Consider the following 23378-nt stretch of genomic DNA (forward strand, 5'->3'; position numbering starts at 1 on the left):
AAGGTGGTCCCTTTTTCGTCAGCAAAGTAGTCCCTTTTTCATTTGACATATACACTTACGATTAACAGTTACATGAGTATAAATATTCACTGTGGTTTGTATGTTAGAATGTCCTAATCTTTCTTTAACAACTTCTATACTTATACCAGCGTCAAAAAGTAATGAGCAATGTGTGTGTCTTAAACCATGTACAGTAATCTGTGGAAGATTTGCTTTTTTTTTGAGCTTTTAGAATATTTTTTCTAAGTTGGCTACTTGTCATAAATTTGTTGGTGGAATTCACAGGGAAAACTAATTGTTTTTTAGAACGATTACCAGTTAACATTAAAATTGATTTTTGTTCAATTTGCCAGCGTTTTAAGATATCCATAGTAGTTTGATCTAATGATATAGTACGTATCGAAGTATCACTTTTAGGAAATTGGATAATTAATATATTTCCAATCACTCTAGTTAAAGCTTAATTAATATCGACAGTCATATTTGTAAAATCAATGTCACTCCATTCCAGAGCAAGTAGTTCACCTTGTCACATTCCTGCTCTCGCCAAAGTTCAAGGAGTGGGATTTTTTATTTATTCATCGCTTTTCAATTTCAAATTAATTTCTTTTAAATTCATATTTAAATCCTCCCAGTAATTTGATAAAGTTTCAATTGTTAAGAAGTTTGCTTTGTCGATTGAACGTGTTCCATTTTTCAATTCATTAACAGTAGTGTATGGTATCCCAGTTTCTTTTGATATTCTATATGAACTAATATCACTATTAATTAAATTTTCAATGTTTTTTCTCATTATTATTACCCCCATATAAAATAAATAATGTTCAATACCAACAGCACAGATAAAATAATTGTCCACGTAATGTTTTTCTTATTGTCTTTTTTCATTTGATTTCCTTCTATATTTTAGTTAAAATTCAGAGGAAGGGAATGCCAACCTTCCTCTAAAAACTATTTCATTATAAGTTTTATCAGATTAGCGATTGGTGAGATAATATTTAGTATGACGAGTACTAAATTCACTCTATCGTTAATTTTTTGTCTCTTTTCTCTTTGGTTTTCTTTTCATTCTTTTTGTGATTACATTATCAACTTCTTCCCAGACCTTCTATCCTAATTATAACGGTTAACCGTTATAACATCAATACTTTATGCCATTTATATTACATACTTTTAAAATTATTATTTTGCAAGATTTTTACTTGTCTAACATTAGCTAGTATTTTCTATCATTGGCATTCAATTTAGCATTCATTTTGAATTTGTAATAACATATTAAACCTGTATTACTTCACCAGCACATATCTTTTTAATTGTTTCATTATTTATCTTTAACTATGTTATAATATTGCTATATTTTGCTAGTGGAGGTTATGAAATGAATAATAATCACTTAGAACGTTTTTTACGATATGCTAAAATCAATACTCGTAGTGATATTAATAGTGATGCAATTCCGTCTACTCCCAGTCAATGGGAATTTGCGGAAATGTTAGTGGAAGAATTAACAGCAATAGGATTTGAAGCCGTACAATTAGATCCACGTGATGCGTATGTTGTGGCTAAAATTTCTTCCAACATAGAAGGGGATTCCCAACCACCTGCTATCGGCTGGATTGCCCATATTGATACTGCTGATTATCCGGCTGATAATATCAATCCACAAGTTCACAGTAACTATGATGGTGAAAATGTCCTATTAAATAAAGAGACCAATCATTGGATGACAACGGAAGAATTTCCAAACTTAAAAAATTATATTGGTCAAACCTTAATCACGACTGATGGAACGACTTTACTGGGTGCTGATGATAAAGCGGGGATGGTTTCAATCATTGAAGCCGGAAGATATCTAATAGAACATCCGGAAATTAAACATGGTGAATTATGGTTTGCCTTTGGTCCCGATGAAGAAATTGGTAAGGGCGCTCATCGTTTTGAAACGGACAAATTTCCAGCTGAATTCGCATATACTGCTGACAGTGGCGTAATCGGAAAATTAGAGTATGAAACATTTAATGCAGCTCGCTTAGCCATTGAAATTGAAGGGACTTCCGTCCATCCTTGACAAGCTTATGGTCAAATGGTCAATGCTTTAAGTATTGCTGCTGATATTCATCAATTATTTCCTAAAGATGAAGTGCCTGAAAAAACCAAGGGTTACCAAGGTTTTTATATGTTAAGTAATATTAGTGGTCAACTAGATAAGGCACAAATGACCTATATTATTCGCGATCATGTTTGGGATAAATTTGAAGCCCGAAAAAATTGGATCGCTGAACAATTAACACAGTTTAATCAGCAATTTGATCGACCGCGCATTAAGTATGAAATTCAGGATCAATATTATAATATGGCCAATAAAATCTCTAAAGAATCACTGCCCGTGCAACTGGCGATTAAATCTTATGAAGCGAACGGGATTACACCTGATATACAACCATTTAGAGGAGGAACAGATGGCTGTATTATAACCTATAAAGGTATTCCAACCCCTAATATTTGTACAGGGGCCGAAAATCTTCATGGCTGTTATGAGTTTGTAACCGTTGAAAGTATGGAGAAAGTAACGGATATTATTTTAACGATTATTGAGCTAAGTCTTGAAAAAGAGGCTTAACATTATAAGGAGTTATATGAGAACACTAGAGCAAGATTATGATTTGTTTTTTATTAGACAAGATTTTTATGATCAACACCTACTAGATTTTAAGGAAGAGTTGATTTTACCTAAACTAGATTATTATCAACATCCTATTTACTCAAGTATTCATGCGATTTCAAGCTATCAAACTTGGAAAATAACGTTTGATTATGTGATGGTTCAACAAGCAGGTTGGTATGAGGATTTACCACAAAATTTACAATATGACTTATTAAATGAACAAAGACGTAACCATAATGCGATGATGTATAAAGACAATTTAGTGACGATTAACTTTTGGCATCGTATGCCTAAGAGTTGGCAAGATGAAATGATCACTGGATTAGACGATTCATTTAGCGATGTTCTAGTACCTGATGACATTCCAGAAAGAATTGTTCAATATCATAATCAAATACCGCACATTCATGGACCAAATTGCTATTCCGCAGTCATCTATTGTCTAACTAATAACGACCAAATTATTTTTGAATGGATGTTTGCCAATACTTTTTTGAATTTTTTAAAACGCAATCAGTATTATCCAGTAAAAGATATGGACTATCGAGCAGGTGATGTCGTTTGTTTTTATGATATGCAACATACATTGCAACACGCCTGTTATATGGTGACGGACAGCTTATGTTTTAATAAGAATGGTCAAACATTTCATGATTTTTGGGCGATCAATTCATTCGAAAAAATCCAGGCTGAATGGCCGCAGATGACGCTTAAACTATTTCGCAAGATAAAGGAATGAGCATATCGGCTATTATTTTTACTTTAAAAAGCCCATATTAACAAGGAAATGGAACACTTAAGGCAACAAACAGGAAAAATTTTAATCTTTTTTTCATAAAAGTGTTGCATTTATTAAAATTCAGTGTTATAGTTTATTCAACTTAATATTAGTCGATGATTAAGAGAGTAAATTATTAGTTGATTACAGCGAGATAGGACAGAGTGGAAGCCTATTATGATGCGATAATTGAACCGCACTTAAGAGACAAACTGGTGAATCAAGTAGCTAGTTTCGCTGTCTGAGCGTTATCAAAATGAGTGAATCGGAAATATTATTTTATTTCCCGTTAACTAGAGTGGTACCACGGGTATGTTATTTGCAACTCGTCTCTATACTTACAATTGTAAGTGTGGAGACGGTTTTTTTTATTTCAAAAATAGAGAATGTAAAGGAGTAATGAGATGTTGAGTATATTAAGTATTGCTGTCGATTTTAAAAAGTTAGGACCATGGTTGCCTACCTTCTGGGAGGGGACTATGGTGACGGTTCTTCTATCATTAGCAACGGTGTTATTAGGAACGATTATCGGACTGTTAGCAACTGTATTACAGCAATCGGAAAATAAATTTTTAAAAGGGATTGCCAATGTTTATACACAAGTCGTCCGCGGGACGCCGATGTTATTACAATTATTTTTATGGTTATATGGGTTTCCATTAATTGGGTTTAGTATTCAAGCTATTCCAGCTTTAGGAAATGTTTACGGGTCGCGTGAATTTTTAACAGCTGTGGTAGCTTTGTCGATTAACTCGGGCGCTTATATTTGTGAAATTTTCCGTGGAGGATTGGAGTCCATTGACAAAGGTCAAATGGAAGCCGGACGTGCTTTAGGTTTAAGTCGACGCGAGACATTATTTTCCATCATTATTCCTCAAGCAACAAGGGTTGTTTTACCAGGTTTAGGTAATGAGTTTATTACGATGATCAAAGAATCTTCGATTGTCTCGACAGTAGGAGTATTCGATGTCATGTATGCACAAAATATTGTTAAGGCTGCTACATATTCGATTTTTGAACCCTTAGTATTGATTGGGGTTATCTACTTTGTCTTAACATTTGTTTTAACGAAGTTGATGAAATTACTAGAAAAGAGGTTAGGTGTCTATGCTTAAAGTGACAAATTTACAGAAAAATTTTGGTGATTTAGAAGTTCTAAAAGGAATTAATCTAGAAATCCAAAAAGGGGAGGTGGTCGCGTTGATTGGGCCTTCTGGTTCCGGTAAATCAACATTGATCCGATGCCTTAATTTAATGGAAATCCCTTCAGCGGGTGAGGTATATTTTAAAGAACAATTAGTGAATGAAAATAAATTAATTGAAAAAAACATCGACCAATTACGACAAAAAGTCGGGATGGTCTTCCAACATTTTAATTTATTTCCCCATTTAACCGTTAAGCAAAATATTACCTTAGCCCCTGTAAAATTAAATAAAATGTCGCAACAAGAAGCAGACAAAAAAGCAGAAGTACTATTAACAAAGGTCGGCTTATTAGATAAAAAAGATGTTTACCCAAATAAATTATCAGGTGGTCAAAAACAAAGGGTAGCGATTGCCAGAGCCTTGGCAATGGAACCAGAAGTGATGTTGTTTGATGAACCGACTTCTGCTTTAGACCCAGAGATGGTTAAAGAAGTTTTATTAGTTATTCAATCATTAGCCCAAGAAGGTTTAACGACTGTTATTGTCACCCATGAGATGAATTTTGCTAAACGTGTGGCTAGCCGGGTGCTATTTTTAGCTGATGGCAATATTGTTGAACAAGGGACACCCCAAGAAATTTTTGATCATCCACAAATGGATCGGACGAAACAATTTTTAGATCAAATCAATTACTAATACATAGAAAAGAGGAAATATCATGAAAAAATTTATATCATTTTTAGTGGCGTTAATATTTGTCAGTTCTTTATCAATCAATCAAGTGTTGGCAGCCGAGGACAGTCTAACTAAAATTAAAGAAAAAGGAGAAATTTTAGTCGGGACTTCTCCAGACTATCCACCACGTGAATTTTATATTATTAATGATAAAGGTGAAAAAGAAATTGCCGGTAGTGATATGGCATTGGCTCAAGCGATTGCGGATGAATTAGGTGTGGAAATGAAATTAGTGACCACTGACTTTAATGGAGTAATTGCGAACATTCAATCTGGTGCGATTGACATGGGGATTGCAGGTTTCTCATATACTGAAGGTCGGGCTGCAGTAATGGATTTTTCAGATGGTTACTCTCAAGAAACAGGTGATAATGGTGGTTACCAAGGGATTTTAGTTACTAAAGAAACAGCTGAAAAATTTAAAACATTAGATGAATTAAAAGCGGCTAATTTATCGATTGGGGCGCAAGGTGGCTCTATCCAATATGAAATGGCCTTAAAAATTACTTCGCCAACGAATGTGAAGCAATATGGCACAATGGATGCAGAAGTGTTAGCTTTAAATGCAGGTGATATTCAAGGAATGGTTGTAGCAACTTCTTCTGCGGAACCATTATTAAAATCATTTGATAATTTAGTGATTTTACCAAAAGATGGCTTTGATTTAGACCCAGAAAACATTTATGCACAAAATGTGATTGGTTTCCCGAAAAACATGGACAATACCGCATTATTAGAAGTGGTCAATAAAGTCATTAAAGAAGCGATTGACAGTGGTCAAATGGCTAAATGGGAAGAGGAAGCGAAAGCTTTAAGTGTCAAAGCCATTGAAGAATAAAAAGAATGGAGGCGCTATAATGTATGCGAATGAAATAATTAAACAATCGGTTGTAGCAAAGATTGACGATTATATGACAATCGTCCAATCATTATATGATAATCCCGAAATTGGTAATGAAGAATTTGAAACAATGGCCTTATTGGTTGATTATTTAACCAAGGCGGGTTTTGAAACGCAAGCAGGATATGTCGTGCCTACCGGTTTTTTAGGGACTTATGACTCGGGCAAGCCTGGTCTTACCATTGCCTTTATGTGTGAGTATGATGCTTTACCTGAAGTCGGTCATGGCTGTGGTCATAATTTAATTGCGGCGATTGGTGTGGCTGCTGGAGAAGCGCTAAAAGCTGTGATTGATCAATATGGCGGTAAGGTATTAGTGGTTGGCACGCCTGCTGAAGAGAATTTTGGTGGCAAGGTGTCAATGGCAGAAGCAGGAGTTTTTGATCATGTTGATGTCGCCTTAATGGTTCATCCTGGTACAAAAAATGGAGTAGGTGGCCGTTCGAATGCACTGTATCCTTTGAAGTTTGAATTTTTTGGTAAAAATGCTCATGCTTGTCGTCCGTCAGAAGGTGCTTCAGCTTTGGATGCCGCTGTCATGTCCTTTGTGCAAATTAATTTATTAAGACAATTTGTGGCGCCCCACACTTACATTCACGGTGTGATTAGTGATGGGGGAAAAGCTGCCAATGTGATACCAGCGTATGCTGCTCTTGATTATTACTTTAGAGCACCTAATTTTGCTTATGCTAAATTAGTTGCGCAAAAAGCGAAAAAAATTGCTGAAGGCATTGCGATGGCAAATGATACGACGGTTGAAACATCTGTCTATGAGTGCCCTTATGAAGATACCGTTATTAATTACAAATTAGCTGAATTATTAACTGAAAAATACCAAGAATTAGGATTAACAGATATTGAGCCCGTTGATGAGGTTGCCACTGGTTCAACTGATGTTGGAGCGGTAAGTTATAAATGTCCGACCATACAAGGCTATATAAAAATTGCTGAAGATTGGGTGCAAGGACATTCTAAAGAAATGGCGGATGCAACCATTTCATCTGCTGGTAAAGATGGCTTAATTAAGGCCGCTCAAGGTATCGCTCTAGTAGCCTTGCAATTATTAGAAGAACCAGAAACCTTTGCTGAGGTTCAAAAAGAACAAACTGAAACCTTATCTAAGTTATTATGATAAATTTGGTAAAATAAGTTAAAAACTTGCTCCTTAATGAAAAGTTTAGTGGATGAATAGCATCAAACGGTGATTTAAAACTGGTTTGATGCTTATTCTATTGTTGGGGTGACCTGTTGAAGAAAATTCATCTAAATACATACCGGACAAAGCTATAGGAGCTAATTTAGACCGAGTGGGTAGATGAAACGAAACGCATCAAATTTTCTACAGCTTGTTACTCCCATTCTATTGTTAAATAGTGTAAAATAGGAAGAGTAGTGAAGCTGGGGAATCACTTAAACATACCATTTGCTTCCACTGTTTAACTTATTGAACAGTGGTTGACTGGTCTCAACCTGCGTATTATTGATTTGTTTGAGTCCTATTCTACTGCATGGGGGTGGGCACACGAAGCTAAAATCACTTGATTTTTCTGTTTCTAGTCCAGTCTCATTTTCGCGGGGATAGTCAGAGAAGAAGCTAAATTATTTGATTTTCTACTTCTGGTTTAGTCCCTATTTTATGGGGATAGGTAGACAAAGTGGAAAGCATTCAATTTTCTACTTTTGGCCCAATCCAACATTTTTTTATTTGGTTTGTTATATCCGGATAATTGTCTCGAATTGTAAGGATATAACAAATGAAATAGTTTATTAAATAGAAAGAAGGGGTTTAATGATTTTTGAACTAGAACAATTATTAGAAGTAAAATTCAATCAACCATCACTTATTGAAAATGCACTATTTCATACAACATACGTTAATGAAAATCCAAAATTTAAATTACAATCCAATGAACGTTTAGAGTTTTTAGGGGATGCGGTTTTAGAAATTATCGTCAGTGATTTTTTATATCATCAATATCCTAAGTTGCCTGAGGGACAATTAACGACAATGCGTGCGCAATTAGTTCAAGAAGCCAGTCTGGCCTATGTAGCGCGTCAATTTAAAATTGACCAAGCGATCTATCTAGGTAAAGGAGAGATTGCCAGTGGTGGTCGTCAGCGAGAATCCATTATTTCCGATGCCTATGAAGCGATTTTAGGGGCGATTTATTTAGATCAAGGAATCGAATTAGCGACTAAATTTATCAATTTAACTTTATTACAGCAACATCAACAGATGCTCACTTCCGTAAGTAAAGACTATAAAACGCATCTGCAAGAGTTGGTTCAACAAAAAGGAACCGTTAAAATTCAATATAAAGTCATCAAACAAGAAGGTCCAGCTCATAATACCCAATTTACTGTGGAAGTGCGCGTAGACGGTGTTCCTTTAGCTATTGGCAAGGGGCGTAGTAAGAAGCAAGCAGAAATATCGGCAGCGGAAAGTGCCTTAAATTTTATTGATGAGAAGGGTAACATCTTAAAATAAATTAAATTTTCGGAAAAATTATGAGAATATGACTAGAAAACGTTTGTAAACTATGTTATAATTCCTACTATATTGATTATCGAAAGAAAGGAGAATGAATCATGAAATTATTAGTAGTCAGTAATGTTAACAATCAATTCGTGCCATCTCCTGGGGATAATCATGTACTGTTTGTATCATAACAGTTTTTTTGTGATGATTTAACCACCAACCTCGAGATGGGCTAGGTGGTTTTTTTGTGCAAAAAATCAGAAATCTTGGATAGTAAAATTAAGCTAGAAAAATAAATAGGCCATTTGTATGGTATCCTAAACATAAAATCACATGCTAAGGAAGGAGTACACACAAATGGCTTATACACATCTTACCATGAAAGAATTGATTTGGATAGAAAATTATTACGATAGTGGTAAAAAAGTAACGGATATCGCTAAAAAATTGAATCGGGCTATCCAAACCATTTATAACGTCGTTAATTTTCTTAAAAATAGTGGTAATATTCAGGAATACTACGATCAATATAAAGAGAATAAATCACGCTGTGGTGCCAAAAAGAAGGTCTTTAACACTAAACAAATCACATATATTAAGAAAAAAGTGGACCAGGGGTGGTCTCCTGACGTCATCATAGGTCGGAATGAAATACCATTAGGATGTGCAGCTCGAACACTCTATCGTCGTTTTAAAGACTCGGAACTCTTTGATCCCTCAACTTTACCGATGAAAGGTAAGAGAAAACCCAATGGGCATCAGGAAAAAAGAGGTAAACAACACTTTAGACGCACCATCGAAGATCGTAAAAAAGAAAATCCACAATATGAGAAAGAATTTGGACATCTAGAAGGTGACACGATTGTCGGAAAAGACCATAAGAGTGCCGTCCTAACACTGGTCGAAAGAATCAGTAAACTCATCATCCCGATAAAAATTAGCAGTCGGAAAGCAAGTGATGTGCGAATAGCTTGTGATAACTGGTTTGCTTATTTACCGAGAAATATATTTAAATCCATTACGTTTGATTGTGGAAAAGAATTTTCTGATTGGCAAGCCATTTCAAATGTCAATGACATCAATATTTACTTTGCTGATCCCGGTTGTCCGTCACAGCGAGGTTTAAATGAACACTCTAATGGACTTCTTCGAAGAGATGGGTTATCTAAGGGGATGGATTTTACTGATATATCGCAGAAAACACTCAGCCAAACAGCTCATTTCCGCAATGAAATTCCACGAAAATCATTAGGTTATCGAACGCCAATTGAAGTTTTTATCGATTGTTGTAAGGAACTTGGATGGATAGATGCTTTCTAATGCACACAATGTGTTTGTTAAGACAGTGAATCCATTACGTAAGGCACCTGATTGTTAGAGCTTGACTTGGTGCCTAGCCCGGCATGATGATTTGGGGATGCTTTTTGGGTCTCCTACCCAAACCCTTTCCCCAACTCGCTATTCGCGAGTATCATACCGGAGCATCCAAGTAAAGCTCTAACGATTTAATGCATCAATCTGACTCACTACACTTGCCACAAATCTGACGTTGTGGAAACCTTAAAGTTAGTGGATAATTTATACTTGAACTTTCGAACAAGCATTTTAATTATCAATTAAACAAAAAGCAAACGTATTATGACTCGTATTATGTGTTAGGTAAAAATTCTAGCTTAATTTGACAATCAAAAAATAAAAAATAGAAAAGAGGTCAATGATGCTTAAAGAAATTTGGAATTATATTATTCAAAGAAAATGGTTGTACATTGCCATCCTAATTTTATTATTTGTTGAATATGGATTTTCAGTGGTACCAACTAAAGTGACACAAACAATTATCAATCAAATTTCCAATAATACGCTCACTCAAACAATTTTAAATTTTCAATTAATTTTAATTTTAGTGACAGCGATATTAACCTATATTGCAGGATTTTTCTGGGTTAAATGGCTATTTTCGGCAAGAGCTCATTATGAATTAGAATTAAAAAGAAAGTTATTTCATAAATTGAGTTCAATGCGTATTCCTTTTTATGATAAATTTCGTAGTGGAGATATGATGACTCGTTTTACTAGTGATATTGCGAGTCTTTCCGAATTATTAGGTTATGGTACGATGAGTTTTCTATATAGTATTGGGACGGTTATCATCATTATTCCGCAAATGTTTATGATTTCATGGTGGATTTCACTGTTGGGCATGATTCCATTAGTGATTTTGGGAATTATTGTCTATTATATCGGGAAAAAACAAGATGATATGGTAGAAGCAAACCGTGAAGCTGTATCTGCCTTAAGTAATGAAGTATTAGAAGTAGTTGAAGGGATTCGGGTAACACGCGCCTATGGTAATAGTCGTTTAGGCGCTACGCGTTTTGCTGAAAAAACCGATCATCTTAGACAACGAGCTGATAATATTATGGTCTACCAAGCGCTATATGGACGTGCAGCCAATGTCTTTCTTGCTTTGAGTACCGTTATCATTTTGGGCTTAGGCGGGCTAGTTATGAGTCAAGGCCAGATGCAAATTGGGGATATTGTGGCTTTACAAATGTATAGTTGGATTTTATTAGATCCTATGTGGATGTTATCGGATCTTATTTTAGTTTATAAAACAGGAGAATTATCTTTCAAAAAAATCAATGAAATCATTGAAACGGGGGATGATTTAGAAGCGGATGGTTCGATTGAATTAAAGGAATTAGATTCATTGGAATTAGTGGATTATTCCTTTAAATATGCTAATAGTGATTATGATGGATTGAGCCATGTCAATTTAAAACTTGAAAAAGGACAAACCCTTGGTATCGTTGGTAAAACAGGTAGTGGCAAAACGACTTTTGTACGCCAGTTATTGCGTCAATATCCAGTAGGAGAAGGCCAATTATTAATCAATGGTCACCCAATTGAAAATTACCAAAGACAATCAATTGAACAGCAGATAGGTTATGTGCCGCAAGAACATGTCTTATTCTCACGTTCAGTGGCTGATAACATAAAAGTTGGTAAAAAAGATGCTAGCCAAAAAGAATTAGATATTGCGGTAGCCGTAGCAGCTTTCACTCAAGATTTGGAACGTATGGCTAATGGCTATGATACGTTAGTCGGTGAAAAAGGGGTCTCTGTTTCGGGAGGGCAAAAACAACGGATTTCGATTGCTAGAGCGATGATCAAGCAACCTAATTTATTAATTTTAGATGACTCCTTATCAGCGGTCGATGCTAAAACGGAACGCATTATTATTGAAAACATTCAAACATTACGACAAGGCAAAATGAATATTATTATCACCCACCGATTATCAGCGGTTAATCATGCCGATTGGGTAATTGTATTAGAAGGGGGCCGAATCGTTGAGGAAGGATCGCCACAAGAGTTAGTCCAACAAAAGGGTTGGTATGCTGAGCAGTATTATAAACAACAAAGTAAAAGGGGGGTGACTGAATGAAATTAGTATTGAGACTTTTATCCTATTTAAAAATAGTTCGCTTACCTTTTATTTTAGGTTTAGTATTATTACTTATTTCCAGTGGAGCTCTACAAGCAGCGCCACTTATTGTCCAATATATTATCGACAATTTATTAACGCCATTAACGAAGGGGGCTACTATAGATTCAAGCAAGTTATTAATCTGGTTAGCTTTTTATATCGGTTTGTCCATTATTGGGAGTATTATAAGCTATATTGCTATTCGTATATTAATGTATTGTGCTAATAAAGTAGCGGCTCATTTGCGAAATGAAGCCTATGAAACAATGCAAAATTTACCGGTCGCGTATTTTGATGATAAACCCGCAGGCAAGATTTCTGCTCGTATTGTCAATGACACCGAAACCTTAAGAGCGCAATTTTACGGTAGTTTGTTATCCAATATTTTAGTCTTAATGATGAGTGTCATCAGTGTTTATGTTATTATCTTTTTCATTAATTATAAAATGGGTCTGGCTTTATTATTATTAATGCCAGTTTTTATAGGGTGGCAACGACTATGGCAATTACGTACAGAAAGTCAACTGACTACCTATTATGAAATGCAAAGTGAAGTGAACACGCAGGTCAATGAAATGATGACGGGGAGTGCAATTATTCAATTATTTAATCAAGAAAAGGATGCGATTGAACGATTTGATACCATTATCGAAAAGATGTACCAAGCCGATGTAAAGATGATTAATGTTCACGCCACTATCTCTTGGAGTTTAGTAGACTTATTTAAACGAATTGTATTCTTTGGTGTATTGGCTTGGGCTGGGTATCAATTTTTAGGTGGTTATGTGACCGTCTCCGCTGGTTTACTTTTAACTTATATTAATTATATCGATCGCTTGTTTAATAATATGGGGATGTTAGTGCGAATGTTTCCTGAGTTACAACGTTCATTAACGACAGGGAAACGTGTTATGGAATTATTAGATGCACCTAAAGAAGTGGAAACTGAAAAGGAACTTACGGTCGATGAAGGCAATGTCGTCTTTAACAATATTTCCTTTGGCTATACAGATGAAAAATATGTTTTAAAAAATATTAACTTGGAAGCTAAAAAAGGGCAAACAATTGCCTTAGTGGGGCATACTGGTAGTGGAAAAAGCTCTTTAATTAATTTATTATTCCGTTTTTATGATCCACAGCTAGGTGAAATTTTAATCGATGGACAAAACATTGCTGAATATAATCGTGAATCAGTTCGCCGTTCAATGGGAATCGTATTACAAGATCCGTATTTATTTACCGGAACTATCGCTTCAAATGTCGCGATGGATGATGCGACGATTACCAAAGAAATGATAATGGATGCTTTAATAAAGGTTGGCGCTAAAGATATGCTTAATCGTTTGGATAAAGGGATTGAAGAACCGGTTATTGAAAAAGGAAATGCATTTTCAAGTGGTGAGCGACAACTTATTGCTTTTGCTAGAACTTTAGCTAGTAATCCTAAAATCCTTATTTTAGATGAAGCAACATCCCATATTGATACTGAAACAGAAGCCATTATCCAAAAAGCCATGAATATTGTGAAGCAAGGTCGAACGACCTTTATTATTGCCCATCGACTTTCAACTATTCGTGATGCGGATCAAATATTAGTTTTAGATAATGGGGAAATCGTTGAACGAGGAACCCATGAGGAACTCTTAGCATTAGATGGACGTTATGCCAATATGCATCGTATGCAAGAAAAAATATAATCGATTGTAAGGCGTTTCATTATTCTTTTCATTGATGTTATGTTAAATTAAAGTAACAATACAAATTGAGAGGAAGAATAATTATGGGATTATTTGATACAGCCGGTAGTTTAATGGATATTTTATCAAATGTAGATAGCAATGATGTGACAGCAATTTCTGATCGTGCAGGAATAGATGCGTCTCAAGCGAGTTCAATTGTAGGGATGGCATTACCATTAATTTTAAAAGCAATTAATAATAATACTTCAACTGAAGAAGGCTTAATTGCTTTTGACAATGCCTTAAAAGACCATGCCAATGATACTCATTTTGATTCAGTTGCTGATTATACGCAAAAAGCTGATGTCGAAGATGGCGATAAAATGTTAAACCATTTATTTGGCAATAAAACAGGTATCATTGAAAAAATATCCGACACCTTAGGATTAAGCCCGGCAGCTGTAAAACGTGTGTTAGTATTAGTTGCGCCATTATTAATTAAATACATGGCAGATAATAAGAAAAACAAACAATTAACAGCTGAAGAAGTTCGCAAACAAGCACAAGCTGAAGAAGAAACATTACAGAATCAGTACGAAGAACAAATTAGACGTTACGAAGAACAAATTGAACAATTAAAAAGACAACAAGCACAACAACAAGGTAAAGTTACACAACAAACTGAACGTCGTGAAGATTATATTCCTAAAATCCCACAACAACCAGGTAGCTCAACAGCTAATGATGGGGCCTTTGGCGGTATCTTAGGTAGTCTAATTGAACAAACATCACAAAAAGGTGGAGGTCAAGTGAGTCAAGCACCAAAAAAACAAAATAAATCAATTGTTGAATCCATTCTCGATTCATTTTTCTAACATCGACTATTAAGGATTGCTACGCTTTTATTCTTGACCAACTCCTTTGAAACAATAGTTAGTTTTTAGGTTTTGTGTATCAGAATTTCAAATATTGTAAGAAATTTTTTGACAATTCTAGCAATCCACATATTTTTATTAGGCGTCCTATAAATTTGAACAAGCCTTTCCTTGCTTAAGACTTTTAGTCTGCGAACGAGGAAAGGCCTATTTTTGTGTTTTGACGAAGGCTTATTTGTAGCGCGTTTTGTGAAGTGGTATTGGGCACAGTTTTAAAAATGGTTGTTTGGTTTCATCTGTTTAATTTATAGCCCATGGTTGAGTGAACTCGAGATGCTTCCAGAGACTAATTTGCGAATTACCAACTTGTGTCTGGGGGGAGACTAAGCGAAAATCATTCGATTTTCTACTTCTGGTCCACTCTTTTTTATTGTAATAAAACAAATAATTAACAAATAAATTTACATTTTCATAGTGTTTTCAATTTACCTTAAAAAATAGTAGATGGGAACGTTTACTTTATCAAAACTCACTTTTATTGTCAGGGTACATTTGCTATAATATTGACATGATATAAATAGGAGTGACGAAATGGAAGTACAAAATCGTGGTTTAATTGGAAGTATAACCCATAGTATTAACAAGAAAGAAGAGTTGTTTGATAAAAGTATTGCGCGTTATATGGTGCGTTCGATGCTAGCGTGTCTTTTCTTAACAATGGGGGTAGCTATCGCCAGTTTTATCGCAGGAAAAGCAGATGCTTTAGTGCCAAATATGGGGAAATTTTTCTATTCATTTATGTTCAGTTGGTCATTGATTATGATTATTTATATGAATGCTGAACTTGGAACCTCTAATATGATGTATATGACTGTTGCCATGCATCGTAAAATTTTACCTGTATCTAAAGCTTTAAAAATTTTATTAACTTGTATTTTATTTAATGCAATTGGTGCAGTTATTGCGAGCTTTATTATGTCATTTACACAAGCTTATAGCACTTTAGAACCTGATCATTATTTATTTGTAGCTACTACAGCTAAATTAGCTAAATCACCACTACAACAATTTGCTGAAGGTATTTTTGCCAATGTGATTGTTAATACCGCTGTATTTTGTAGTATTCGTATGAAAGACGATGCCGGAAAAGTATTTGCTATGATTTTTATTATTTTCATTTTTGCATTCTTAGGTTTTGAGCACGTTATTGCTAACTTTTCAACTTTTGCATTGTCGTTCTTTGCCAATGGTGGACCTGTTGAAGGTATGACTGTACTTTCAGTTTTATCTAACTTCTTATGGTCTGGTTTAGGTAACTACGTCGGTGGAGGAATCTTTATCGGTTTAGTTTATAGTTGGTTAAATAATAAAAGTGAGTTATACTTCGATTAATTTTATAAAAGAGTCTTGATAGAATGAAGAGTTCTTTCAAGGCTCTTTTATTTTTGATTAAAATGAGTTGTGTTATTGTTAGACTCAGAGGCTGGGCATAAACTTGATAAATTTAGTCAAAAATATTGTTCGTTAATTAATAGCGCAGGGGTTAAGTGACCTCAAACTGCGTCTTGAAGCCTAATTTAATGTCTATTAAATGGTGGTGATTGGGCAAAGAAGCATAAAATTCTAATTATTTCATTTTTGTCTGCTCCAAATTTAAAAACTTGGATAGTAAAATTAAGCTAGAAAAATAAATAGGCCATTTGTATGGTATCCTAAACATAAAATCACATGCTAAGGAAGGAGTACACACAAATGGCTTATACACATCTTACCATGAAAGAATTGATTTGGATAGAAAATTATTACGATAGCGGTAAAAAAGTAACGGATATCGCTAAAAAATTAAATCGGGCCATCCAAACCATTTATAACGTCGTTAATTTTCTTAAAAATAGTGGTAATATTCAGGAATACTACGATCAATATAAAGAGAATAAATCACGCTGTGGTGCCAAAAAGAAGGTCTTTAACACTAAACAAATCACATATATTAAGAAAAAAGTGGACCAGGGGTGGTCTCCTGACGTCATCATTGGTCGGAATGAACTCCCATTAGGATGTACAGCTCGAACACTTTATCGTCGTTTTAAAGACTCGGAACTCTTTGATCCCTCAACTTTACCGATGAAAGGTAAGAGAAAACCTAATGGGTATCAGGAAAAAAGAGGTAAACAACACTTTAGACGCACCATCGAAGATCGTCAAAAAGAAAATCCACAATATGAGAAAGAATTTGGACATCTAGAAGGTGACACTATTGTCGGAAAAGACCATAAGAGTGCAGTCCTAACACTGGTCGAAAGAATCAGTAAACTCATCATCCCGATAAAAATTAACAGTCGCAAAGCAAGTGATGTGCGAATCGCTTGTGATAACTGGTTTGCTTATTTACCGAGAAATATATTTAAATCCATTACGTTTGATTGTGGAAAAGAATTTTCTGATTGGCAAGCCATTTCAAATGTCAATGACATCAATATTTACTTTGCTGATCCCGGTTGTCCGTCACAGCGAGGTTTAAATGAACACTCTAATGGACTTCTTCGAAGAGATGGGTTATCTAAGGGGATGGATTTTACTGATATATCGCAGAAAACACTCAGCCAAACAGCCCATTTCCGCAATGAAATTCCACGAAAATCATTAGGTTATCGAACGCCAATTGAAGTTTTTATCGATTGTTGTAAGGAACTTGGATGGCTAGATGCTTTCTAATGCACACAATGTGTTTGTTAAGGCAGTGAATCCATTACGTACGGCACCTGATTGTTAGAGCTTGACTTGGTGCCTAGCCCGGCATGATGATTTGGGGATGCTTTTTGGGTCTCCTACCCAAATCCTTTCCCCAACTCGCTATCCGCGAGTATCATACCGGAGCATCCAAGTAAAGCTCTAACGATTTAATGCATCAATCTGACTCACTACACCTGCCACAAATTTAACTATGTGAAAAACTTAAAGTCAGTAGCTAATTTATACTTGAACTTTCGAACAAACATTTAAATTATCAATTAGACCAAAAGCCAACGTATTATGTGTTAGGTAAAAATTCTAGCTTAATTTGACAATCAAAAAAAGAAAACAACTAATATATATATCTTTGAAAAGCTTGATATAATAACGTTTTGAGAAATATTATTTATTAAAAAACTTGAGCATAAAACTTGAGTTACAAACGTAAACGTGTTACGATGGTCTCATCAAGATTAGAATGTTAATCTTAAATTAATAATAGATAGGAGATTTTAAATGTTTAAAAAGTTTGCAAAATCTTTTCTTTCAGCTGCAGCTGCTTTAACATTAGCCACTGGTAGTTTGCCAGTTACTTTAGCAGAGGAGGCACAGATTGATCTTTCAGTTGAACAAACATTAAGTATTATGACAATTGGAGAGTTAGCAACTTTGGACTCAGCTTTATATAATGATACGCCAAGTTCAGATATGATTGGCCAAATTTTCGAAGGTTTATATCGTGTTTCTACTGGTACTGAAGTCGAATTGGGTCAAGCTGAGAATGTTGAAGTTTCAGAAGATGGTTTAACCTATACTTTTACTTTGCGTGATGGCTTAGTTTGGAGTAATGGTGAACCCGTTACAGCAGAAGATTATGTGTTTACTTATCAACGTTTAGTGGATCCAAATGGACAAAATACGACTTCATCTGTTGAAATTTTCAAAAATGCGGCCAGCATCCGTAATGGTGAAATGGAATTAGATGAATTAGGTGTTAAAGCACTTGACGATAAAACATTAGAAATTACATTAGAATATCCAGCACCTTATTTACCAAAATTATTAACAGGTAGTCGTTTTATGCCGGTTTCTAAAAATATTGTTGAAGAAAAAGGGGATGCTTACGGTACTTCTGCTGAAAATATCGTAACGAATGGACCCTTTACTTTAACAGGTTGGACAGGTACTGAATTAGAGTGGACTTTAAATAAAAATGAAAATTACTGGGATGCTGAAAATGTTCATTTAACAGATGTATTAGTATCGGTTGTTAAAGAAACAGGTACTGGTGCAGACTTATATGACGCGGGTGAAATTGATTATGCTATTTTATCAGATGCCTTTGTTGGTCAATATGAAGGGGCAGAAGATTTTAATACAGTTCCTCGTGCAACATTAGGTTATATTATGTTTAACGATACCAAAGAACCTACCAATAATGCTGCCTTAAGACGTGCAGTTTCTCAAGCATTTGATAAAGAATTATATGCTGAGTCAGTGATTCAAGATGGTTCTACACCAGCGAATGGATTTGTTCCAACTGGTTTTGATGTGGATGAAGAAGGGGATGACTACCGTGAAGCGGCAGGCGATATCCTAACTTATAATGTTGAACAAGCTCAAAAAGATTGGGAACAAGCGAAAGAAGAATTAGGTGTCGAAGAGTTATCATTAGAGTTATTAGTATCTGATGTTGATTTATCAGGTCGTACAGCTGAATACTTACAAGCTCAAATCCAAGAAAACTTACCAGGATTGACGATTACTATTCGTTCCGTTCCTTTACAAAACCGTTTAGAAATTCAAAGAAGTTTAGACTATGATTTCTATTATGGTACATGGGCGCCTGATTACCAAGATGCTTTAAACTTTGTTGAACAATTAACGACTGATGGTGGGATTAACTTTGCTAAATATTCTAACGAAGAAGTAGATAAATTAGTCGATCAAACACGTCATGAGTTAGCGAATGATCCTGTGGCACGTCGTGAAGCTTTAATGCAAGCAGAAAAAATCTTTGTAGAAGAAGATGCTATCACTTCAGCATTATATCAAGTTTCTACGTCTTACTTATTAAGTCCAGATGTTAAAAACTTTGAAATTATGCCATTTGGACGTACGATTAATTTACGTACCACTTATCGCGCAGCTGAATAATTTTTAAGAGGCTGGGCATCACCTTTTAAAATTCTGTTCAGGCATATCTATTTAATTCAAACCGCAGTGGTTGAGTGGCCTCAATCTGCGTCTTAATGTAGCTGAAAATAAACTTGAAAAATCAATCAAGTGTGTGCTCGGTAATTAAAAGCGCAGTGATTGAGTGGCCTCGAACTTCGTCTTTATGAGATTGATCATAAATTTGAAAAATTCAGTCAAATTAGTGCTTATAAATTCAAAGCGCAGTGGTTGAGTGGCATCAAACTGCATCTTAAAGACTTGTTTGATACCTACTCAACTGTGCGGGGGTAGGCCGACGAAGCGAAAATCATTTGATTTTCTACTTCTGGTCCACTCCCTTTCTAAGCAAAAAAATAGTGAAGTATTGAGAGATATGTTAAGATTAAATCAAAATAATAAAAAGGAAGTGTCATTATGACGAAAGTTTTAACAGATGCACAATTTAACCAAGAAACTGCAGAAGGGTTAACATTGGTTGATTTCTGGGCTCCATGGTGTGGTCCATGTCGTATGCAATCACCAGTTATCGATGAATTATCTGAAGAATTAGCTGGACAAGTTGATTTTTACAAAATGAATGTTGATGAAGAGCAAGAAACAGCTCGTGAATTTGGCATCATGTCAATTCCAACTTTATTAGTTAAAAAAGATGGCGAAGTTGTTGAAAAATTAGTTGGTTTCCATGATAAAAATCGTTTAAACGAAATTTTATCTCGCCATATGTAATATAATAATTCAATAATCTATTTAAAAGCGGGTCAGAATGTTATTATTTTGACTCGTTTTTTTATTGTCATTTTAATGTACGTGAATCAATTATAAATACCAATTAAAACCAAAAATAATCGTAAAATTATAATCGTAGATGTCCTGATGACAATCATTTTTTGTATGGATTAATTTCATTAGGTCTAAAGACTGATTTTATCGTTTTACTCTGATTCTTATTTATATCGGCTATAAATTAAGGTATAATAAGATAAAGGGGAGGATTATGATATGAAGAAAAGGAATATTATTTTTTTTAGTTTATTTTCGTCCGTTTGTTTGTTAATGTTTTGGTTAACGCCAATTAAGGTTGCTTCAATTAATGACAATAATCCTCCAGTAAAAGATCAAGTTTCAAAAGAAAATCAAAATAAAAGCGAGGAAAAAGTTCAAACAATTAATTATGCACCTTTCTTATATTATGATAATTATGATTATATTGGTTCTGGTAATGAATTTGCTGGTTTTAAAGTGGTACTGCAATATCCTTTAAATGAAGAAGGGATTTATCAATTTAGACGTGATGGTGCCGGTACGTCTATCGCTTTTGTCTATCAATTAACTCCGGAGGGCATTATTGAATTGAGTTATTTTCCAGAAACCTATGATAATACAGATTTTAGAAACCATCCAGATACTTTAGATGATTCAACTTCATTAATTATGCCATTAGAGATGGGAGTTGGGGATACTTTTTTTAGTGGCTATCAAGAAGAACAGGAGTATGAAGTGATTAACATTTTAGATGATTTTACTGTCAATCAAGAGACTTATCATGATGTTTTAGTATTGTCATTAAAACAAGAAACGAATGATGTTACACAGCATTTTTATTATGCCCCTCAATATGGTCTAATATATGATGAATTTGCTTTCAATGATGAGTTTTCAATGTATGTTACCAGTCAATTGAAATCCGTTCAAAATAAAAAATACTATCCCAATGTCAAATTTAAACATTTTTTTAAGGAGTGATTTAGGTGAAAGATGTGACGAATAGTAGTCAACAACATGATAAAGATTCTCATAATAAATTTTTGTCGTTTATAAGTCGTATGGGCTTAAATTCTTTATATCTTGTATTGTTAATTTTAGCTTTTGTTTATTATTATATTGCTTTACCACCAATACATTATGCTGCTTTTGAATTTTGGTTTTTCCTAGGACTCATCATAGTGGGGATTATCATAATTGAAGTATTAAAAGATGGTTCTGATTTTGTTTTTAATCGTAGTCAAAATACCAGTACACAGTTAAAAAACATGTCGATTAAATATAAAGTTTTATTTGGTATTTTACCAGTGGCTCTGGTTATTTGGTTAGTAAGTTCAGCTATCTTTTCACCATTTTTTATGGCTTCCTCATATCGTGATATGTTACCAGTAGCACAGGCTGATTTTGAAACAGAATTCTCAGAAACCGATGTCAACCAGATACCATTAATTGACCGAGATACCGCAGTTAGATTAGGAAATCGTAAGCTTGGTGCCCTGACTAATTTAGTATCCCAGTTTGTTGCGAGTCCTGAATATGTGCAAATAAATATTAATAATTATCCTTATCGTGTGACCCCATTAGAGTATGCTGGTTTTTTTAAATGGTTAAATAATTTTTCTGAAGGAATTCCACATTATTTAAAGGTAGATAATGTTACTGGTGAAGTCACGGTTGAAACACCTGAAGCGCCGATTAAATATTCCTATGCCGATAAATTTTGGCGTAATATTAATCGTTATCTAAGATTCAAATATCCCTTTACTATATTTGGTAAACCAAGTTTTGAGATAGACGATGAGGGGACTCCTTACTATATTGCTTCAACATATGGTCGTAATTTCTTCTTATTTGAACCAGAAGTAACAGGGTTAGTGGTAGTGAATGCTTCAACTGGTGAATCCAAACATTACTCATTAGAAGAAATACCACAATGGGTTGATCGTGTTTACAGTGCCGATTTAATTTTACATCAATTGCAGATGCACGGAAAATATGTGAATGGTTTTTGGAATACTTTATTTTCCAATGAAGGTGTGACACAACCAACTGAAGGATATAACTATTTACCAATGGATGATGATTTATATCTTTATACAGGGATTACCTCGATTAATGCAGATGAATCAAACATTGGGTTTGTTTTAGTTAACTTAAGAACCAAAGAAGCCAAAATGTACCCAATCAGTGCTGCTGAAGAATTTTCTGCGATGAGTTCAGCTGAAGGAAGCGTGCAAGAAAAAGGTTATACAGCGACCTTCCCATTATTAATTAACTTAAGTGGTAAGCCTGTTTATATACTTTCATTAAAAGATTCTTCAGGGTTGATTAAAGCCTATGCTATCGTCGATGTGCAAAATTATCAAAAAGTATACGTCGAAAATAGTGTTGAAAAATTATTGTTAAGTTATGCAGCGGAAAATCCTGTTAACATTGAAGAACTAGAATCTGAAGAAGCGTTACTTGAAGTTGTAGGTGCCGTTGAACAGGTACAGGCTGTCGTTAAAAGTGGTAATACAGTTTATTATTTCATGATTGATGGCAAAGTATATCAAGCACCCATTCAGCTAAACGATTCCTTACCATTCTTAAATGATGGTACAGAAGTGAAAATGGGAGTCAGTGAATCAGGAGAAGTCCGTTCTATTGAATGGGATGATGCAAAAGAGAATGTAATAACCGAATAATGTAAAGGTGAAAGATAGGAATGACTGATAGTAAAATGCTTTCGTTTTACTAACGTTATTCCTATTTTTATTATGCATTTGATGTTGCGGTTGCTCTTCTAGAAGGGGACACTTTTGATGGAAAAAAACTTTAAGAGTACGTTTTATTAATGGCTGAAAATATTAGTCACAGTAAGATTCCATTAGAAAGGAGTTGAATGGCAAAAGGAGATAAATTAATTTGTAAGCGTCCCATAACAGAGTATCTATCAATAATCGGATAATACCCCT

The 23378-nt window shown here is 34.6% G+C and carries 17 protein-coding genes, 2 pseudogenes and 1 other annotated feature; of the genes and pseudogenes, 17 read left to right on the forward strand and 2 right to left on the reverse strand.

Going from position 1 to position 23378, the window contains the following annotated elements; all coding sequences use genetic code 11:
- Nucleotides 1-18 precede the first annotated feature (18 nt).
- Both CYJ72_RS11615 and CYJ72_RS00310 read right to left on the reverse strand, forming a co-directional pair.
- A pseudogene (locus tag CYJ72_RS11615) lies at nucleotides 19-216 on the reverse strand (tyrosine-type recombinase/integrase); the annotation flags it as partial.
- A gap of 358 nt (nucleotides 217-574) precedes the next feature.
- Nucleotides 575-793, reverse strand: coding sequence for a hypothetical protein (locus CYJ72_RS00310; protein WP_284630031.1), 219 nt, complete (start codon nucleotides 791-793; stop codon nucleotides 575-577).
- A gap of 585 nt (nucleotides 794-1378) precedes the next feature.
- Between CYJ72_RS00310 and pepT the strand changes: the two are divergent.
- From pepT to CYJ72_RS00395, 17 genes and pseudogenes are all read left to right on the forward strand, one after another.
- A pseudogene (gene pepT, locus CYJ72_RS00315) lies at nucleotides 1379-2620 on the forward strand (peptidase T).
- 16 nt (nucleotides 2621-2636) lie between these two features.
- Entirely contained in the window at nucleotides 2637-3404 is a 768-nt protein-coding gene (locus tag CYJ72_RS00320) for a hypothetical protein (protein ID WP_284630032.1), read from the forward strand.
- Nucleotides 3405-3550: 146 nt separating this feature from the next.
- Nucleotides 3551-3780 (forward strand) — a binding site (T-box leader).
- A gap of 67 nt (nucleotides 3781-3847) precedes the next feature.
- Entirely contained in the window at nucleotides 3848-4558 is a 711-nt protein-coding gene (locus CYJ72_RS00325) for an amino acid ABC transporter permease (RefSeq protein ID WP_284630034.1), read from the forward strand.
- Nucleotides 4551-5285 carry an amino acid ABC transporter ATP-binding protein gene (locus tag CYJ72_RS00330; RefSeq protein WP_284630036.1) on the forward strand — a complete coding sequence of 245 codons (735 nt, stop codon included), beginning with the start codon at nucleotides 4551-4553 and terminating at the stop codon, nucleotides 5283-5285. The genes CYJ72_RS00325 and CYJ72_RS00330 overlap by 8 nt, the downstream gene beginning before the upstream one ends.
- 22 nt (nucleotides 5286-5307) lie before the next feature.
- On the forward strand, nucleotides 5308-6162 hold the full coding sequence (locus CYJ72_RS00335) for a transporter substrate-binding domain-containing protein (RefSeq protein ID WP_284630038.1): 855 nt from the start codon (nucleotides 5308-5310) through the stop codon (nucleotides 6160-6162).
- 19 nt (nucleotides 6163-6181) lie between these two features.
- Nucleotides 6182-7357: a M20 family metallopeptidase gene (locus tag CYJ72_RS00340; protein WP_284630040.1), complete on the forward strand. Its 1176-nt coding sequence runs from the start codon at nucleotides 6182-6184 to the stop codon at nucleotides 7355-7357.
- Nucleotides 7358-8014: 657 nt separating this feature from the next.
- Nucleotides 8015-8713 carry a ribonuclease III gene (gene rnc, locus CYJ72_RS00345; protein ID WP_284630042.1) on the forward strand — a complete coding sequence of 233 codons (699 nt, stop codon included), beginning with the start codon at nucleotides 8015-8017 and terminating at the stop codon, nucleotides 8711-8713.
- A gap of 348 nt (nucleotides 8714-9061) precedes the next feature.
- On the forward strand, nucleotides 9062-10024 hold the full coding sequence (locus CYJ72_RS00350; protein ID WP_284630044.1) for an IS30 family transposase: 963 nt from the start codon (nucleotides 9062-9064) through the stop codon (nucleotides 10022-10024).
- A 397-nt stretch (nucleotides 10025-10421) separates the two neighbouring features.
- A complete protein-coding gene (locus CYJ72_RS00355; RefSeq protein WP_284630046.1) occupies nucleotides 10422-12152 on the forward strand; it encodes an ABC transporter ATP-binding protein in 1731 nt (576 codons plus the stop codon).
- Nucleotides 12149-13891 carry an ABC transporter ATP-binding protein gene (locus CYJ72_RS00360; protein ID WP_284630048.1) on the forward strand — a complete coding sequence of 581 codons (1743 nt, stop codon included), beginning with the start codon at nucleotides 12149-12151 and terminating at the stop codon, nucleotides 13889-13891. The genes CYJ72_RS00355 and CYJ72_RS00360 overlap by 4 nt, the downstream gene beginning before the upstream one ends.
- 83 nt (nucleotides 13892-13974) lie before the next feature.
- Nucleotides 13975-14748 carry a DUF937 domain-containing protein gene (locus CYJ72_RS00365; protein ID WP_284630050.1) on the forward strand — a complete coding sequence of 258 codons (774 nt, stop codon included), beginning with the start codon at nucleotides 13975-13977 and terminating at the stop codon, nucleotides 14746-14748.
- Between the two features lie 591 nt (nucleotides 14749-15339).
- Entirely contained in the window at nucleotides 15340-16140 is an 801-nt protein-coding gene (locus CYJ72_RS00370; protein ID WP_066127308.1) for a formate/nitrite transporter family protein, read from the forward strand.
- A gap of 360 nt (nucleotides 16141-16500) precedes the next feature.
- The gene (locus tag CYJ72_RS00375) at nucleotides 16501-17463 is read left to right on the forward strand and encodes an IS30 family transposase (protein ID WP_284629705.1); all 963 of its coding nucleotides are present in this window, start codon (nucleotides 16501-16503) and stop codon (nucleotides 17461-17463) included.
- Between the two features lie 534 nt (nucleotides 17464-17997).
- Nucleotides 17998-19638 (forward strand): peptide ABC transporter substrate-binding protein, encoded by a 1641-nt coding sequence (locus tag CYJ72_RS00380; protein ID WP_284630055.1) that lies wholly within the window; start codon nucleotides 17998-18000, stop codon nucleotides 19636-19638.
- Nucleotides 19639-20073: 435 nt separating this feature from the next.
- A complete protein-coding gene (gene trxA, locus CYJ72_RS00385) occupies nucleotides 20074-20385 on the forward strand; it encodes a thioredoxin (RefSeq protein WP_066126997.1) in 312 nt (103 codons plus the stop codon).
- A gap of 273 nt (nucleotides 20386-20658) precedes the next feature.
- The gene (locus CYJ72_RS00390; protein ID WP_284630058.1) at nucleotides 20659-21402 is read left to right on the forward strand and encodes a hypothetical protein; all 744 of its coding nucleotides are present in this window, start codon (nucleotides 20659-20661) and stop codon (nucleotides 21400-21402) included.
- Between the two features lie 5 nt (nucleotides 21403-21407).
- Nucleotides 21408-23108 (forward strand): hypothetical protein, encoded by a 1701-nt coding sequence (locus tag CYJ72_RS00395; RefSeq protein ID WP_348651910.1) that lies wholly within the window; start codon nucleotides 21408-21410, stop codon nucleotides 23106-23108.
- Nucleotides 23109-23378 lie beyond the last annotated feature (270 nt).

The organism is Globicatella sanguinis, from assembly GCF_002847845.2.
In the GTDB taxonomy this organism is placed as follows: Bacteria; Bacillota; Bacilli; order Lactobacillales; family Aerococcaceae; genus Globicatella; species Globicatella sanguinis.